Below are 14,978 nucleotides of genomic sequence, written 5' to 3'. Positions count from 1 at the left end.
GTAGGGTTCTCGAAAGGTCAACAGTGACAACCACGTATCCCGAGCCCGCTGTGTCGCCTGTTCCGAACGTGTATCAGCCGCAAGAGGACTCTCGATTGCTGGTCGACGTGATGCACGACACCGGCCTGATCCCGGGGCGGAGGGTCCTTGATCTGTGCACCGGCAGCGGTTTCGTCGCCATCGCGGCCGCCACCATGGGATGCGCCGGCGCGACGGCGTTCGACATCTGCCCGCAAGCGGTGCGGTGCGCCCGGGAAAACGCGGCGATGGCCGGTGTCGAGGTCGACGTGCGCGAAGGATCGTGGATCGCGGCGGTGGATTGCGCGCCGTTCGACGTGGTCGTGTCGAACCCGCCGTATGTGCCCACGCCGCCCGGCGCGGAGATGGAAGAGATCTGCCCGACCGCGGGACCATCCTGGGCGTGGAACGCCGGTGTGGACGGCCGGATGATCCTCGACCCGCTGTGCGAGTCGGCACCAAAGCTCCTGCGCGACGGCGGATCCCTGCTGCTGGTGCATTCCGCGCTCGCCGGCGTTCAGCAGTCCCTGGATTCGCTGAAGTGGGCCGGCGTGGATGCGAAAGTGATTGCCTCCAAGTGGATACCGTTCGGCCCGGTGATGTCTTCGCGGGCGAAGTGGCTGGAGGAGGTCGGCCTGATCCCGCGCGGGCGGCGCGAAGAAGAGCTGATCGTGATCCGCGCGGAGAAGCGATGACGACCACTCGGGTGCAGGTGGTCCCCAACGGGCCGGTGCTGGTGTCGGGTCCGGTGCGGATCGAGATGCCCGGCGGCGAAGTCGTCGAGTCCGACCGGTTCATGGTGGCCATCTGCACCTGCCGCCGCAGCGACCGCTACCCACTGTGCGACACCAGCCATCGCCGGTGCCGGCGCCTCAAGACATCGGCGGGCCCGTCTGGTCCAGCGGCCTCCGCAGCGACGTCTGATTCCGCCCCCACGACGTCATAATCCGTTCTGCCAAGCGGTCTTCGACGGCTGCGTGGGCGCGGATGCCGAAGATGACATCGTGCTCGAGCCGCGGATCCTGGGCGACCAGATCGCCCACCACATCGTTGCGCACGACGTGTTCGTGCACCGCGTCGGCCTCCACGTGCTCGCTGTAGAACTCGATACAGGCCGCCGGTGCCTGCAGGCGCCGCAGGGCCTGCACCATGCGCTGCGATCCGGGCGGTGAGGTGATCTCCGTCGACGCGAAGTGTCCGATCGCCGCGCCACGCATCGAGCGGTGCAGACCGAACAGTGACATGAGATTGACCACCGCCAGGGACTCGGCGGGCACCGCGTCGACGTAACCCCAATACGTCGCGTCCAGACCGGCCGCCGCCAGCAGGTCGGCGAACAGCTGCTGGTGCAGCCGCGGGCCCCGTCCGGCGCCGTATTCGTCGAATTCGATTGCCACAAATGCCGCTTTGGCCACGCCCGTCAGGCGCGGGATGGCAAAGGCGTGCGGATCGCCCTCTTTGAGGTGGTACAGGGAGCGGTGTACGAAATATTCGCACATCTGCTGCCAGGTTCCGGTGTCGCGCAGATAGTACGACGGGCCGGTGCCGTCGACGGGTTCGACGGTGAGCGCTTCCATCTCGGCCGCCGCCGTCTGATCGGGATCGATCTGCCCGACGTCGCGGCGCACGCCGGCCAGGAACACCCGTTCGAGTTCGGCGCGCAGCCCCAGCAGGGCGGGGTTCCACTCCCAGGCGGGGTCCACGCCTGCGAGACCGCGGTAGTGCAGCTCGTAGCACATCGACAGCGCCAATTGCAGATCGAGGCCGTACGGATCTGAATCGCGCACGGAGGCGCCGATGCGCGCCAAGTGGTCGACCGACGGTGGACCGGCCAGCGCGCAGCGTACGGCTGTTGACAGGGGCCCGTGCGCCGCAGGCAGGACGGGTTCGGTCAGGGTCGATGCGTGGGTCACGCCGATGTCTACCCGCTGCGCGGGGCAGGCAAACGGCAGGCCGGCCAGCCGCCAACGGCCGTCGACGCTCCTCAGACGGCTCCTGAGGGCAGTCGGAAGGTGATGTCCGCGGTGGTGCCGCCGGCGGTTTTGTCGAGCTCCATCGCGTCGCTGAGCACCCGCATCAGCGGTAGCCCGCGTCCGCCGTTGCCCGGAGGGATGGCCGGCGTCTTCCACGACCCGTAATCGGTGATGCGGGTGCGCACTTCGCCGTCGGCGATACTGACCTCGAGCAGCATGGTTCCGGCGGCGAAGCCCCGGTAGGCGTGTTCGACACAGTTGGTGCAGGCCTCGTTGACCACCAGCACGATGTCGGCCGCCCGGTCCTCCGTCACGCCGCCGGCGTGCAGCCAGCCGGCCAGCCGATGTCGGATGAGGACCAATTGGTCCGCGGTGGCGCCGGTTTCGATCCGCAGCGGCATCTGCTGATGCCGGTAGATCACCATCGCGACGTCGTCGTCGTAACCCCCCGTCGGGGCCAGTTCGCGAAGCACCACATCGGCGACGGTGCCCAGCGGCGACGACATGGTCTGAGTCAGAACGTCTGCCGCACGGGCGATTCCGTCGTCGATCGGCTCATGCTTGCGTTCGACGAGCCCGTCGGTGAACAGCATCAGCGTCGACCCGGGCGGCAGCACCTGGGTGGTCTGCGGGCGCGGTTCGTTGCGGCGGACCGCCAGCGGCACCGACGCGGCATCGGTCAACAACGTCGTCGTGCCGGGCTCCGGGCCGACCAGCACGGCCGGCATGTGGCCGGCGTTGCTGTACTGCAGCACCCCGGTGTCGGTATCCAGGATCGCTAGAAACACGGTGGTGCAGTACGCGTTCGGGATGAGCGAGGCGGCCGAGTCCAACTGGTCGAGCAGCACGGCGGGCTCGGCGCCGTTGATCAGCAGCGCCCGCGCGGAACTGCGCAGCTGACCCATGATCGCGGCCGCCGGCAGGCCGCGACCCACGCAGTCTCCGACGACGATGCCGATGTGGTGCTCGCCGATCGGCAGCACGTCATACCAGTCACCGCCAATCTCCAAGGGCGGCACCGCGGGTTCGTAGCGAACGGCGAAGCCCGGCGGCGGCTCAACGGGCGGGAGCATGGCCCGCTGCAACGTCAGCGACGTCTCCCGCGCGCTCTCGAACTGACGCACGTGCTGCATGGCCAGGCTCAAGTGGCCGATGAGGACGGTGACCAGCAGTCGATCCTCTCCGCTGACCCAGCGAGGGGTGCGCAGCTCCAGCCACAGCGTCAGGTCTCCGGTACCGGAAAGCGCCGCGACCAGTCCCTGGGCCTTGCCCGGATTGCCCGGCGCCTCAACCGTTTTCGCTGTCAGCGGCAGCTGGTGACGCGCGTCCTGGAAGGTATTACGCAACCACGGATCCAGCTGGCGCCACGACGAGGCCGAGGGCTCGCCCGCCACCTGCACCGTCGGGTCGCTGTCGCCGTTGGGCCACGAGACCGCGATCACCCGTTGCGCATCGATCGCTGCGCTGCATTCGTCGAGTGTGATCGACAGCAACTCGTCCACGCTCTTGGCCACCGCCACGGCGGTGGCCAGCCGCAACACCGCACTTTCCCGGGCCGCGAAGGCACGCTCGGCGGTGACGTCGCGGATCGTTCCGACGTAGGCGTCTCGATCGCTGCCGGTTTCCTTGACCGCGTTGATGCTTACCTTCACCCACGCCAGGTGGCCGTCGGCGTGGCGGATCGGTGTTTCGTAGTCGGCTCGGCCGTGGGTTATCACCAGTGATATCTTTTCGGCCGCCGTCTTCGTGTCGACCAGCCAGGGGTGTGGCCACCTATACGGCAGGCCCTCATTGGGAAATCCGAGGATCTCGATGAAGGCGTCGTTCATCTCGACCACGGTGCCCTCGTGATCGGCGACAAAGAAGCCTTCCTGCAGCGAATTCACCAGTGCGGTGCGGAATTTGTCGCGGTCGGCCAGCCCCTCGGCGCGGGCCCGCTGTTCGGCATAGCGCCTGTTGCCGTCGATGAAGCCGCGTGTCGCGACATCAAGCGGAACCAGCAGCTGCAGGAGGAACTCCAGCGCGATCGGCGCATCGATGCGCACGTCTTGCGAGATTTCGAATACCAGGCGGACGTGCTGCTCGACAATGTCGAGCAGGCTGATCCGGTCCCTCAGGGCCCTGCGCCCGAGCTCGTTGCCGACAGACAGGCTGGCCTCGTCGTGTGAGTCCAGATAGGCGCGCAGCGCGGCCTCGTACTGCTCGTGAAAGTCGTTGTCGCCGCTCAAATCGATACTCCCCTGTGACGCGCCGCCAGCACCATCGCATCGTCGGTCTCTTTCGCGTCCTTGCCCAGGAGCCCCTCGGCGATGGCGACAGCGGATGCCGAGAAGTCGATGTGATCCAGGTAGTTTTCGATGATTCCGTCGGTGCTCATCACGAGCAGATCGCCGGGGCGCATCGAAACCACTTGCGCCGGCCTGATTTCCGGTATGCGATAGCCGACGATGCCTCCGGTAAGCCGTGCGCTGGACCGAATCTGGATACCGGTTGGCGCCTTGGCCACCAGGTCGGCGGTGACATTGCCGACGCCGGCCCAGGTGAGCGTGCTGGCGGCAAAATCCACCCGCGCCAACGTTATTGCGACTCCGCGGGTGCCGACCAACACACGGTGGCAGAGCTGGATCAGCACCTCGACCCGCTCGGAGCCGGCGCGCGTGACCGCGTCGACGGCACGCAGCGCGGCTTCCGCGGCGGCCGGGCCGTGACCGAGGCCGTCCACCACGCCGAACAGCGCGGCCTCACCGCCGACATCGACGGCGATGCCCCGGTCACCGGAGGTGTATTCGCTGGGCATAGGCCGCCCCGCCCTTGCCCATTCGATAGGTCCGAAGCGACCGCTCTCATGCACGAGGGGGGACCCATTTCCACATTTCGATGACGGTTCCCTGGCCCAGTGTGGACTCGACGACCAACCGGTCCATCAGGCGGCGGGCGCCCGGCAAACCCAGGCCCAGCCCGCGTCCGGTCGTGTAACCGTCTTCCATCGCCCGTTCGATGTCGGCGATGCCGGGGCCCTGGTCCTCGGCGCGCACCACCAGGGCCTTGCGTCCCTCGCGGTCGGCGATGGCGACCCGGACCGCGCCGCGGCCGGCGTAACTGGTGATATTCCGGGCGATCTCGGAGATCGCCGTGGCGATCATCGTGACGTCGGTCAGGGAGAATCCCAAATCAAGGGCGAGCTCGTGTCCGGCTTTGCGGGCTTCGACGATGTCGTCGGGGTGGTCGATGGCGACGACGATATCAGCCGCCACCGTCGAACCCGATCGTTGACTTCCCCGCTGCGCCTTGGCGATTCAGCAGCGCCAGGCCCTCTTCAAGATCCAGTGCGGTGTTCATGTCGTCGAACTGCAGACCAAGCTGGACCATTGCGAAGGCAACCTCCGGCTGCAATCCGACGATCACGGTGTCCGCGCCGCGCAGCCGGGTCATGTGCGCAATCGTGCGCAGCGACCGCGCGGCGAAGGAATCCATCACATCGATGGCGGTGACGTCGACGATGATGCCCTGCGCGCGGAACTGGCTAACGCGTTCCATCAGGTCGTAGCGCAGGCGTTCGGCGTCGGAGTCGGTGAGGGCGGCCTGTACCGACGCGATGAGGATCGAGCCCTGTTTCAGGATCGGTACTGGCATTGGGTGCTCGTGTCGATGGTGGTCAGCCGGTCTGCTCGCCCGTGCGGGTCACCTCGTAACCCAGCAGGCGTTCGGCTTCCTCGATGCCGCCCTGCAGGTCACCGACGGCGTTCATCTTCGACAGGTCCAGCCCGATCGTGACCAGGGTCAGCGCGATCTCGGAGGACAGGCCGGTGATGATCACGCTGGCGCCCATCAGGCCCGACGCGTCGACCGTCTGCACCAGGTGGTTGGCCACCGTCGAGTCGATGGTCGGCACACCGGTGATGTCGATGACCACCACTTTGGCGCGGTTCGCGCGGATGGCCCGCAGCAGCTGTTCGGTGACCTGGCGGGCGCGCTGGCTGTCCAGCACGCCGATGATAGGCAGGATCAGCAGCTGTTCACGCACCTGCAGCACCGGCGTGGACAGCTCGCGGATGGCCTCCTGCTGCTGGCGGATGATGCGCTCGCGTTCCTGCACGAAGCTGACGCCCACGGTGTTGGCGATGCGGTTGGCCGCCGGCTCGTAGGCGTCGAGGACGCGATTGAGCATCTCGAACTCGGTTTGATACTTCTCGAACAGCGAGCGGGCGAGCACGTCACGCAGCAGCAGGACGATGCCGAGCACCTCGTCGGTCTCCACACCTCGCGGAATGATGCGTTCGGACAGGTCACGCGCGTAGGCCTGCAGCGCCTCGACGCTACCGGTCTCGAGCACCTCGACGTAGTTGTCGTACACGGCCGTGGCTTCGGAGAAGAGCTCCTCCGGGGTCATCGCGGTGAGCAACTCAGCCTCGGTGATGCGGCGGGCCCATTCCTCCCGCAGGATGGTTCGATTCTGCCGCAGATGCTGGACTAGCTGGGGAAGGAGCCCCTCACTGGAGATACCGACAGTCTGTGCTGCGGTGCCGGTACTGTTGAAATCCGACGGCGAATCTGACATCTGGCCTCCCGAGTGCCACGTCGCGCCCTGCGGTCTGCAGTTCCTTTTGCGAGACTAGCGTGGGTTGTCGCCGGGCACGTGTAGAGGGCATATTCTTCTCGCAGTTCGGTAACGCAGGCTAGGGTTGAACCACGCCACGGCCCAGGACAAAGGATTGCCATTGTCAGCTCCTGATTCGATTACCACGTTGGTTGAGGACCACGACGGCGTTTCCGTGGTCAGTGTCAGCGGCGAAATCGATTTGGTCACGGCTCCAGCCCTGGAACAAGCCATCAGCGCGGTCGTCGCGGACAGCCCCACAGCACTGATCATCGATCTCTCCGCGGTGGAGTTTCTCGGCTCGGTCGGCCTGAAGATCCTGGCGGCGACCTACGAGAGGCTGAGCCGGGAGACCGGGTTCGGCGTGGTCGCCCGCGGCCCGGCCACCCGCAGGCCGATCCATCTGACCGGGCTGGACAAGACCTTCCCGCTGTACCCGACGCTCGACGACGCGTTGACCGGGGTGCGGGACGGCAAGCTCAACGGCTAGCTACCCACCCCGCCTGCCCGGCGCCGTCCCCATGGTCTCGGTGAGCCGAATTCCGACAGGTTTAATTGCCTGACAACACGTTTGGCGCAATTGCGGTGAGTCTGATTCCCCATTGCATCGATTTCGGGACTAATCCCGAGTTTTTCCCGGAAACGCCGCCGGAATTCACCCGAACGAAATCGGCGAAAACGTTTATCGGCGGCGGGTCCGCTCGAACCGGTGTCCCCGCGCAGCCCAGGTGCGATGATCAGGACTATGGACGTCGACCATCCGCAAGACGACCAGCGGTGGGATCGCCGTGCGCGAGGCGAGACCGAAGTTCAACGGCTGGACCGCAATTGGAACAGCCTGCTGCAGGAGCTGCGGGTGGTCCAGACCGGGGTGCAACTGCTGACCGGCTTCCTGCTGACCCTGCCGTTCCAGCAGCGCTTCGACGTGTTGGGCCCGCCCATGCGCGTCGTCTATCTGGCCACCGTGGTGTGCGCGGTGTGCGCGACCGTCTTGCTGATCGCCCCGGTCGCCATGCACCGGATACTCTTCCGGCGGCATCGGCTTCAGGTCCTCGTATCGGCCGCGCACCGGTGCGCCTTCGCCGGGCTCGGCCTGCTCGGTCTGGCGCTGATCGGCCTCACCACGATCATTTTCGCCGCGGTGGCCGGGCGAAATGTCGGCCTCATAGCCGGAGCGTGCGCGCTGCCGCTGTTCAGCATCTTCTGGTGGGTGCTGCCGCTGATGCTGCGGACGCGCGGCGACTGAGAGGTCAGCGGCCCGCCGCCAGTGCCGCGATTCGGGTGGAGTCCAGGTGCTCGAGCAGCTCGCGTGGATCGGCGAAGACGGGTTCGGCGCCCGCCTCCTGCAACTCGGCGCGGGCGATGCCGCCGCTCAGCAGCCCGATGCACGGCAATCCCGCGCCGGCCGCGGCGTGCGCGTCCCATACGGCGTCCCCGACGAACACGGCGCGCTGAGCGTCCACTCCGGCGCGGTCCAGCGCCACCCGCACGATGCCGGGTTCGGGCTTGGCGGTGTCGACGTCGCGCGACGATGTCGTCTCGGAGATCACGTCGTCGCAGTCGAGCGCCTTGCGCAGAATCTCCAGCTCGTCTTCGGGCGCCGAGCTGGCCAGCACGACCTGTAAGCCCAGGTCGGCGACGCGGCGCAGCAGGCTACGGGCGCCGGGCAAAGGTTGCAGCAGCCCGGTGATCTCCCGGTAGTACTGGCTGTGCTTGTCGCTGAGCCGCTCCCGCACGTCGTCCGGGGCGTCATCGGAGAGCGTTCGGACAAGCCTGGATCCGTCCATGCCGATGCACCGATGGATTTGCCAGGACGCGACCTGCATGCCTTCGGCGTCGAACGCGCGCTGCCAGGCGTGAACGTGCAGATAGTTGGAATCCACCAGCGTGCCGTCGACGTCGAACAGGACGGCGGGTGTGCCGCCACGCGCGATCAAGGCAGGCTCCCGGGATCGGTGTCGCGATGCGTTCCCGTGTGCGGTCGTGAAGTCATGTGCGCGGCATACCCAGGCCGGGCGCTGCTGACACGGCGCGGGGTTTCGTTTGGCCACCGGCGCGGCGGGTACACGTGCGTGGTGATCCGCCACATGGGGGCGACTTCGCCGCGCCCGCCAGCGGATCGATCGCGACCGCACGCCTACGAATAATGCTGGTACACAATGATTCTCGACGAGGAATGACGTTGGATTACCCCAAGAACCCCCCGGTCGACCTTTCCCGTACCACTCGTCAGCACGCCGGTGAATCGTTCAAGAACGGCGCCAACGCCCCCGGTCTCGCCGGTTCGGCCGTCGCGGTCATCGCCCTGACCGTGGGCCTGTTCGCCGTGGCGGCCGGGCATCTGGTGGGCGGCGCCATCGCCCTGCTCGTGGCCGTCGTGGTTGGTGCGCTGAGCGCGGCCTGGCTGCTGCGCGCTCACAGCAAGGTCCGCGACGCCGAACTGCGCTGGCACGCCGCGCATTCCGGCAAACCGGCGCCACCGCCCAGCAGCTGAGGAGGCGTGGTTGCCGTCGGTGCGGCACACCGTGAATCCGCTCCCACCGGAGCGTTGATCCGAGGCAACCTTCCTCGCCGATGCGAGAGTGGGTGACCCGACGCGGGCAGGCACCGGGCGGGGCGCCACGCCGTCCAGTTCCCGGCTGCCACAACTTTTTCGGGCCGCGACGGTGTAGTGCAGCCCCGAACGGGGTACTGCCTGCGCCACGGGTGAGTACAGGAAAGTGCGTCAACCCGTTCCATCGCAGGAAGGAACAGCAATGGCGACCACCACTGACTACGACGCACGCCGTGTATCCGATGCCGACACCCAGGAGAAATCCTCGCTTCGCGAACTGGCGCCGACCCTGCAGGGGTCTTCCACCGCCGTGGTCGACGAAGACCCCAACGATGCGCACTTCTTCGAGCTGCCGGGCGCCGACCTGTCCGGGGAAGAGCTGTCGGTGACGGTGATTCCCCAGCGGGCCGACGAGTTCACCTGCTCGAGCTGCTTTTTGGTGCAGCACCGCAGCCGGATGCGTGTCTCCAGCTCCGGCCTGCCGGTGTGCGCCGACTGCGCCTGACACTTGGAACGCCCCTCGGGGGCGGGCGAGGTGCCCCGCGTGCTATGCCGCGACCGTGAACCCGCGCTGGATTGCGCTGAATTGTCGGTGGCATCCACTAGGTTCATCGGGCGATGGAGAAGGTACTCGGGTCGCTCCTGCTGCTGGGTTTAGCGCTCCCATGGTATTTCACGCAAAAGGCCACAGGCAGCCTGCAGGCGGGATGCCTCGCCGGACTCGGTGGGCTCGCCGCCGCGGTGGCGATCTTGTGGTGGCTCTCGGTACAGCGGGACCGCTACCAGTCCGACGCGCACCGTCGACGCGACGTCAGATTGACGAAATCCGGGCTGCGGTCGATCGACCGGATGTCGGGCACCGAGTTCGAGGAATTCGTTGCGGCGCAGCTTCGCGTCGCGGGCTACAGCGTCACCCCGACCGCCAGCACCGGTGACTACGGCGTGGATCTGATCGCCAAGAAAGACGGCGCCCGCATGGCCGTCCAATGCAAGAGACTGGCGAAGGCCGTCGGCGTGGCCGCGGTCCAGCAGGTCGTGGCAGGGGCGCTGCACCATGGCTGTAACCGGACGGTCGTCGTGACCAACCGGACCTTCACCAAGGCGGCCCGCCAGTTGGCCGGTACCCACCATTGCCGCTTGGTGGGCCGCTCGCAGGTGCAGAGCTGGACGCGGATTCAGCCCGTGGTCGTGCGGGGTCCGCGGCGCACGCATGGCGTCACCCCGCACGCCAGACCACAGCGGCTGGAACCGGAGTGGGAAGGCTAGCGAGATGCCCTGGGCCACAGCATGTTCGGCCCGACCCCCAACCTCCCCCTGACGTCACCGCCCGGTTGCGTCCTCGATCACCCTGCGCGCGATGTCGCGCAGCGGGGTGTTCATGCTCTGCGACAGTTTGATCAGGGTATTGAAGGCGGTCCGATCGTCGACGTCATAGCGCTCGATGAGGATGCCTTTGGCCTGTCCGATCATATCGCGGGTGCTCAGGGCTTCCCGGAACTGCTGGGTGCGCACGACGTTGCTCCATGCCTGGGCGCCCAGCGTCGCGAAGATGGCGGCGATCCGGCGCGAATCTTCGGAGAAGGACTGCGGGCGCTCGGCGTAGAAGTTCAGCGCGCCCATGCTCAGCTCGTCGGCGAACATGGGCAGCGACAGCACGCTGCGAATCCGGGTGTGCGCGAGCGCGTCGGCCCGGTACTTCGGCCAGCGTTCGTCGGCTTCAAGGTCGTCGATGACGACGACCTTGCGGGTCCAGGCGGCGTGGACGCAGGGGCCCTCGAGGTGGCGCTGCTGAAACTCGTCGAGCAACCGGGCGCAGTCGTGCGTGACCGACGGGGTGCTGATCTCGTTCTGCCGGCTGGTGACGGTGATCCCCGCTTCCTGGGCGCCTGGCACCCAGCGCGCGGCCGCCCTGGTCAGGTCGTCCAGCACCTGGGGGAAGTCGGCGGCGTCCGCCGAATAGATGGCCCGCAGAACGTCGGTGAGCAGGCTGAGATCGTCAAGATTGGTCACAGAGTGTCGCCTTCGTGCGTGGAGACCGGTTACAGGCATTTCCGCGCCGTTTTCTGCAGCCTGCGGTCTCGCGAGGCGATCACTTGTAATTTTTGACGGCGACGAATGTCAATGCTGTCTGCTTAGCAATGACGATGGGATTCACTATATCGCCCCGGTTTTGGGTGATTGCGCTCGACACCGGCCCACGACGATGCGCTTGACGGCTCGGGTGACCGCGATCCGCTATCGGGGTTGCGCTGGCGAAGCCAGGTGGTAGCGTCCGGCTCACCGGCCTGACTTTGGAGCGGCGATGGTGGCAACCGAAGACGAGTGGACCAAACCCGCGGCTCTGGCCATCCCCAAGGAAGGCTATTTCGAACTCGAACGCGGCCGCTACGGGCCGCTGTATCCGCGCACCCCGGCTTGCTACGGCTTTTCCATCATCGCCAAGGTCAAGGAAGGCCGCGAAGAAGCCGTCCGCGCCTACGGCAAACAGATTGAAGAAGCCATCAAGGCAAACCCGGAAGTGCTGGCACCGCTGCGGCTGCACTACCTACGCTGGCAACTCTTCGACATCGGGTCGGGGCCGCACTTCCAGTACCAGGGCATCTTCGACACCGACTTCGACAAATACACCGAGGACGCGGTGCACCTGTTCAGCCAGACCGGGATCACCACCGTCTTCACCAATCTCGAGGGCTTCCCCGAAGACTGGCGCGAGAACCCGGATGCCTTCGTCAAGTTCGTTCGCGAGCACCAGTGCCCGAGCTTTCTGGAATATGGTGAGTACCCCTACGTCACGGCCGATGAGATCAAGAAGGCACTGCGGCTGAAAGCCGCGTTCGGCGCCATGCTGGATCAGATGCAGTGACGCCCATCGGAGCGTGCAGATGCTTGAGCTCGACGACATCCAGCACATCCTGCTGACCCGTACCCCGGCCATGACCGGACGGTACGAGTTTCTCTCGTTCGACAATCCGATGGCCGGCCGCGCCTGGCTGTCCGAACTGGTGGATGTCGTGGAGTCCGCCGCGTCGGTGCGAGACTCCGTGGACCGCGCCAAGCGTTGGGTCACGCTGGGTTTCACCTGGAACGGTCTTCGGGCGCTCGGCGTGCCGGAGGAGGCTCTCGCGACCTTTCCGGAAGAGTTCCGGCAAGGCATGGCCGCCCGGGCCGACATTCTCGGCGACACCGGTCGAAACCACCCCGACAACTGGGTCGGCGAATTGGCCGCTGACGACCTGCACGCGATTGCGATTCTGTTCGCGCGAGACGACGCCGAGCACACCCGAGCCACCCGGGCCCATGACGACCTGGTGCGGAGGTGCGCGGGCGTGCGGCGGCTGTCATATCTGGATCTGAATGCGACGCCACCGTTCAACTACGCCCACGACCATTTCGGCTTCCGCGATCGGTTGTCGCAGCCGGTGATAGAGGGATCGGGCGAGGAGCCCACGCCAGGCTCGGGCGCGCCGCTGAAGGCAGGCGAGTTCATCCTCGGCTATCCCGATGAACTCGGCCCGGTGGCCAATGCGCCCCGCCCGGATGTGCTCTCGCGCAACGGCACCTACGCGGCCTACCGGCGACTGCACGAGCACGTCGCATTGTTCCGCGACTACATCCGTTCGCAGGCCCGCACGCCCGACGACGAGGAGTTGTTGGCCGCGAAATTCATGGGCCGCTGGCGCAGCGGCGCTCCGTTGGTGCTCGCACCCGACCGGGATGACCCCGAGCTGGGTGCGGACCCCATGCGCAACAACGACTTCAACTACAGGGAGATGGACCCGCTCGGATACGCATGTCCCCTGGGCGCCCACGCTCGACGGCTCAACCCGCGGGATACCGCGCACAACATGAATCGGCGAAGGATGATTCGGCGCGGGGCCACGTATGGGCCGGCGCTTCCCGACGGTGCGCCCGACGACGGAGTTGACCGTGGCATTGCCGCGTTCATCATCTGCGCCAGTCTGATCCGGCAGTTCGAATTCGCTCAGAACGTCTGGATCAACGACCGCACGTTCCATGAACTCGGCAACGAGCACGACCCGATCTGCGGAACGCAGGACGGCACAATGGAATTCAAGATACCAAAGCGGCCGATCCGCCGAGTTCTCAAGGGCCTTCCAGCATTCACGACGTTAACCGGTGGGGCTTACTTCTTCCTTCCGGGCATCAACGCCATGCGATACCTCGCCGCGCTCGACTGACAACCGGGAACCATCATGAGCACGTTGCCCGCCGCACGCACCTACAACCAAACCCACGTGGTTCGACCGCGCACGGGCGGACGACGCATCAGCATCTACTGGACGTGGAGCTATCCGTGGGAATCCCAGCGCGACATCGAAGCACTGGACAACCGTTTTTCCACGATGACCGAAGTGCGCAGAGCGGCATGGCCCCAGTACGAGGGACCCGACTGGGATGAGGCGCACTTCCTGCAGGGGATCGCCGGCACCTTGGAGCTGTTCCACCGCTCGACGCTGGCCTTCCAGGAACTTGCGGGCGACGCGACCGGCCACCCGGTCGCGGTGTTCCAGCGCATCGACCAGGCCGGCTATGAGCAGCTGATCGACGAACGGATTCTGGCCGACACCGACACCTTGATGGTGTTCGGGCTCGACCATCTCGTCGGCGAACAGGAGGCGCGGCCCGACGAGGTCGCCGCCCTTCGCGAGTGGCTGAAACGCGACGGCACCTGCCTGCTGCTGGCGCCGCACCACGACGTCGGCTTCACCGACGACCCGGCACAGCGCCAGGTGGAATACCTGCACCATGGGGATCCGCTGGTGCCACGGCAGCAGCGATTCACCGCCTACACGCGTTCACTGATGAAGGCGCTCGACGTTCCCGTTCACAACACATGGGGATTGCGACCCGCTCTAGTTGAGGGAACCAACCAGATCGCAGCGCTAACCGGCTTCCGCGATCTGGATGCGCCCGGGCTGCTGAACAACGTCACGACGCTGAACTTTCACCCGCACCTGCCGCACTACGCGCTGACCGCTCCCGAAAGCCATCTGCTGCGCGTGCTCGGCAGGCAACGCGTCGATCCGAAACGGCCACATCCTTTTACCGAAGCGGGCAACAGCGAATTCAATGCGTTGATCTGGATGCCTCCGGTCGGCGAACGAGCCGGTGACATTGTGCTCATCGACTCCACGAACTTCACGACACTGTTCGGCGGAACCGACAGCCTCAAAAACTTCTGGCACAACCTGGCGACGATGAAGTGATGGTCGGGGTGGCGGGATTCGAACCCACGGCATCTTCGTCCCGAACGAGCCTGAGCTGGGGAATGGAGATTGACGGCTGGTGTTGAAAGTCGACAATTGTCGGCGAAAAAGGTCGCTGACGTGGTGCTTTCACCGCTACATTCGTTAGTGTTCGGCATCGTCCATCGGAGTCAAAAACGTACCCAGCTGCGTACCCGAAGGGAACGTCCGGTTTAGAAACCATGGCGGCGGCGGTATACGACGCGATTTCGTCACCCCTGGCGTTTGCCAGTGGTTCTCGGGCTGATCAGCAGGCCTTGACTGGTTACCAGGACACCGGCGCCGGGTCCGCGCAGTTCGGCGTGGGTGGTGGTCTTTCGTCCGTCGATGTCAAGGATGTGGCCGTGCACGGTCAGTGGCGTGTCGATGGGCACGGGTTGGTGATAGTCGACCTCCATTTTCGCGGTGCGGCTGAACGGTCTTCCCGCGGCGTGGATGACCATTCCGTAGATGAGGTCGAAGATCATTGGGAGTGTGCCCCCGTGGACCACAGAGCGAGCGCCAACGTAGAAGCGGCTGTACTCGACGGCGATGTCGACACCGTCGGGTTCGAAACGCGTGATCGTCCA

The 14,978-nt window shown here is 66.0% G+C and carries 19 protein-coding genes; 10 read left to right on the top strand and 9 right to left on the bottom strand.

Going from position 1 to position 14,978, the window contains the following annotated elements:
* Positions 1-23: 23 nt before the first annotated feature.
* Together A5760_RS01145 and A5760_RS25855 are read left to right on the top strand one after the other, a co-directional pair.
* Positions 24-713, top strand: coding sequence for a HemK2/MTQ2 family protein methyltransferase (locus A5760_RS01145; RefSeq protein WP_064877255.1), 690 nt, complete (start codon positions 24-26; stop codon positions 711-713).
* A complete protein-coding gene (locus A5760_RS25855) occupies positions 710-964 on the top strand; it encodes a CDGSH iron-sulfur domain-containing protein (RefSeq protein ID WP_082279279.1) in 255 nt (84 codons plus the stop codon). The genes A5760_RS01145 and A5760_RS25855 overlap by 4 nt, the downstream gene beginning before the upstream one ends.
* Here A5760_RS25855 and A5760_RS01140 read toward each other — a convergent pair.
* From A5760_RS01140 to A5760_RS01115, 6 genes are all read right to left on the bottom strand, one after another.
* Positions 891-1,931, bottom strand: a complete 1,041-nt coding sequence (locus tag A5760_RS01140; protein ID WP_064877254.1) for an iron-containing redox enzyme family protein — start codon at positions 1,929-1,931, stop codon at positions 891-893. The genes A5760_RS25855 and A5760_RS01140 overlap by 74 nt on opposite strands.
* A 71-nt stretch (positions 1,932-2,002) precedes the next feature.
* Complete coding sequence (locus A5760_RS01135; RefSeq protein ID WP_064877253.1) at positions 2,003-4,219, bottom strand: SpoIIE family protein phosphatase; 2,217 nt, start codon at positions 4,217-4,219, stop codon at positions 2,003-2,005.
* Entirely contained in the window at positions 4,216-4,788 is a 573-nt protein-coding gene (locus tag A5760_RS01130) for a SpoIIE family protein phosphatase (protein WP_082279278.1), read from the bottom strand. The genes A5760_RS01135 and A5760_RS01130 overlap by 4 nt, the downstream gene beginning before the upstream one ends.
* A 46-nt stretch (positions 4,789-4,834) precedes the next feature.
* Positions 4,835-5,245 carry an ATP-binding protein gene (locus A5760_RS01125; RefSeq protein WP_064877251.1) on the bottom strand — a complete coding sequence of 137 codons (411 nt, stop codon included), beginning with the start codon at positions 5,243-5,245 and terminating at the stop codon, positions 4,835-4,837.
* Positions 5,235-5,624 (bottom strand): STAS domain-containing protein, encoded by a 390-nt coding sequence (locus A5760_RS01120; protein ID WP_064877250.1) that lies wholly within the window; start codon positions 5,622-5,624, stop codon positions 5,235-5,237. The genes A5760_RS01125 and A5760_RS01120 overlap by 11 nt, the downstream gene beginning before the upstream one ends.
* 22 nt (positions 5,625-5,646) lie before the next feature.
* Complete coding sequence (locus A5760_RS01115) at positions 5,647-6,549, bottom strand: STAS domain-containing protein (RefSeq protein WP_064877249.1); 903 nt, start codon at positions 6,547-6,549, stop codon at positions 5,647-5,649.
* Positions 6,550-6,709: 160 nt separating this feature from the next.
* On the opposite strand from A5760_RS01115, the gene A5760_RS01110 reads away from it, so the two are divergent.
* Positions 6,710-7,078: an STAS domain-containing protein gene (locus A5760_RS01110; RefSeq protein ID WP_231122516.1), complete on the top strand. Its 369-nt coding sequence runs from the start codon at positions 6,710-6,712 to the stop codon at positions 7,076-7,078.
* Between the two features lie 255 nt (positions 7,079-7,333).
* Positions 7,334-7,834 carry a DUF6328 family protein gene (locus tag A5760_RS01105; protein ID WP_064877247.1) on the top strand — a complete coding sequence of 167 codons (501 nt, stop codon included), beginning with the start codon at positions 7,334-7,336 and terminating at the stop codon, positions 7,832-7,834.
* Positions 7,835-7,838: 4 nt separating this feature from the next.
* On the opposite strand, the gene A5760_RS01100 is transcribed toward A5760_RS01105, so the two are convergent.
* Entirely contained in the window at positions 7,839-8,525 is a 687-nt protein-coding gene (locus A5760_RS01100) for an HAD family hydrolase (RefSeq protein ID WP_064877246.1), read from the bottom strand.
* Positions 8,526-8,764: 239 nt separating this feature from the next.
* Between A5760_RS01100 and A5760_RS01095 the strand changes: the two genes are divergently transcribed.
* The 3 genes from A5760_RS01095 (at position 8,765) to A5760_RS01085 (ending at position 10,408) form a co-directional block, all read left to right on the top strand.
* On the top strand, positions 8,765-9,082 hold the full coding sequence (locus A5760_RS01095) for a hypothetical protein (RefSeq protein ID WP_064877245.1): 318 nt from the start codon (positions 8,765-8,767) through the stop codon (positions 9,080-9,082).
* 262 nt (positions 9,083-9,344) lie between these two features.
* Positions 9,345-9,647: a DUF4193 domain-containing protein gene (locus A5760_RS01090; RefSeq protein ID WP_064877244.1), complete on the top strand. Its 303-nt coding sequence runs from the start codon at positions 9,345-9,347 to the stop codon at positions 9,645-9,647.
* Between the two features lie 113 nt (positions 9,648-9,760).
* A complete protein-coding gene (locus tag A5760_RS01085; protein WP_064877243.1) occupies positions 9,761-10,408 on the top strand; it encodes a restriction endonuclease in 648 nt (215 codons plus the stop codon).
* 54 nt (positions 10,409-10,462) lie between these two features.
* Here A5760_RS01085 and A5760_RS01080 read toward each other — a convergent pair whose 3' ends face one another.
* Entirely contained in the window at positions 10,463-11,152 is a 690-nt protein-coding gene (locus tag A5760_RS01080; RefSeq protein ID WP_064877242.1) for a GAF and ANTAR domain-containing protein, read from the bottom strand.
* Between the two features lie 292 nt (positions 11,153-11,444).
* Between A5760_RS01080 and A5760_RS01075 the strand changes: the two genes are divergently transcribed.
* From A5760_RS01075 to A5760_RS01065, 3 genes are read left to right on the top strand one after another with little or no spacing between them, the layout of a single operon-like run.
* A complete protein-coding gene (locus tag A5760_RS01075; RefSeq protein ID WP_064877241.1) occupies positions 11,445-12,005 on the top strand; it encodes a hypothetical protein in 561 nt (186 codons plus the stop codon).
* A gap of 19 nt (positions 12,006-12,024) precedes the next feature.
* The gene (locus A5760_RS01070) at positions 12,025-13,341 is read left to right on the top strand and encodes a Dyp-type peroxidase (protein ID WP_064877265.1); all 1,317 of its coding nucleotides are present in this window, start codon (positions 12,025-12,027) and stop codon (positions 13,339-13,341) included.
* A gap of 15 nt (positions 13,342-13,356) precedes the next feature.
* Entirely contained in the window at positions 13,357-14,370 is a 1,014-nt protein-coding gene (locus A5760_RS01065; RefSeq protein WP_064877240.1) for a hypothetical protein, read from the top strand.
* 251 nt (positions 14,371-14,621) lie between these two features.
* On the opposite strand, the gene A5760_RS01060 is transcribed toward A5760_RS01065, so the two are convergent.
* A partial coding sequence (locus A5760_RS01060; RefSeq protein ID WP_196771940.1) for a PaaI family thioesterase occupies positions 14,622-14,978 on the bottom strand: 357 nt, incomplete at its 5' end.

The sequence above is a fragment of the Mycobacterium colombiense genome (assembly GCF_001665835.1).
Taxonomy (GTDB): Bacteria; Actinomycetota; Actinomycetes; order Mycobacteriales; family Mycobacteriaceae; genus Mycobacterium; species Mycobacterium colombiense_A.
The sequence above is the reverse complement of the archived record's forward strand: the minus strand, read 5'-3'. Positions and strand labels throughout refer to the sequence as shown.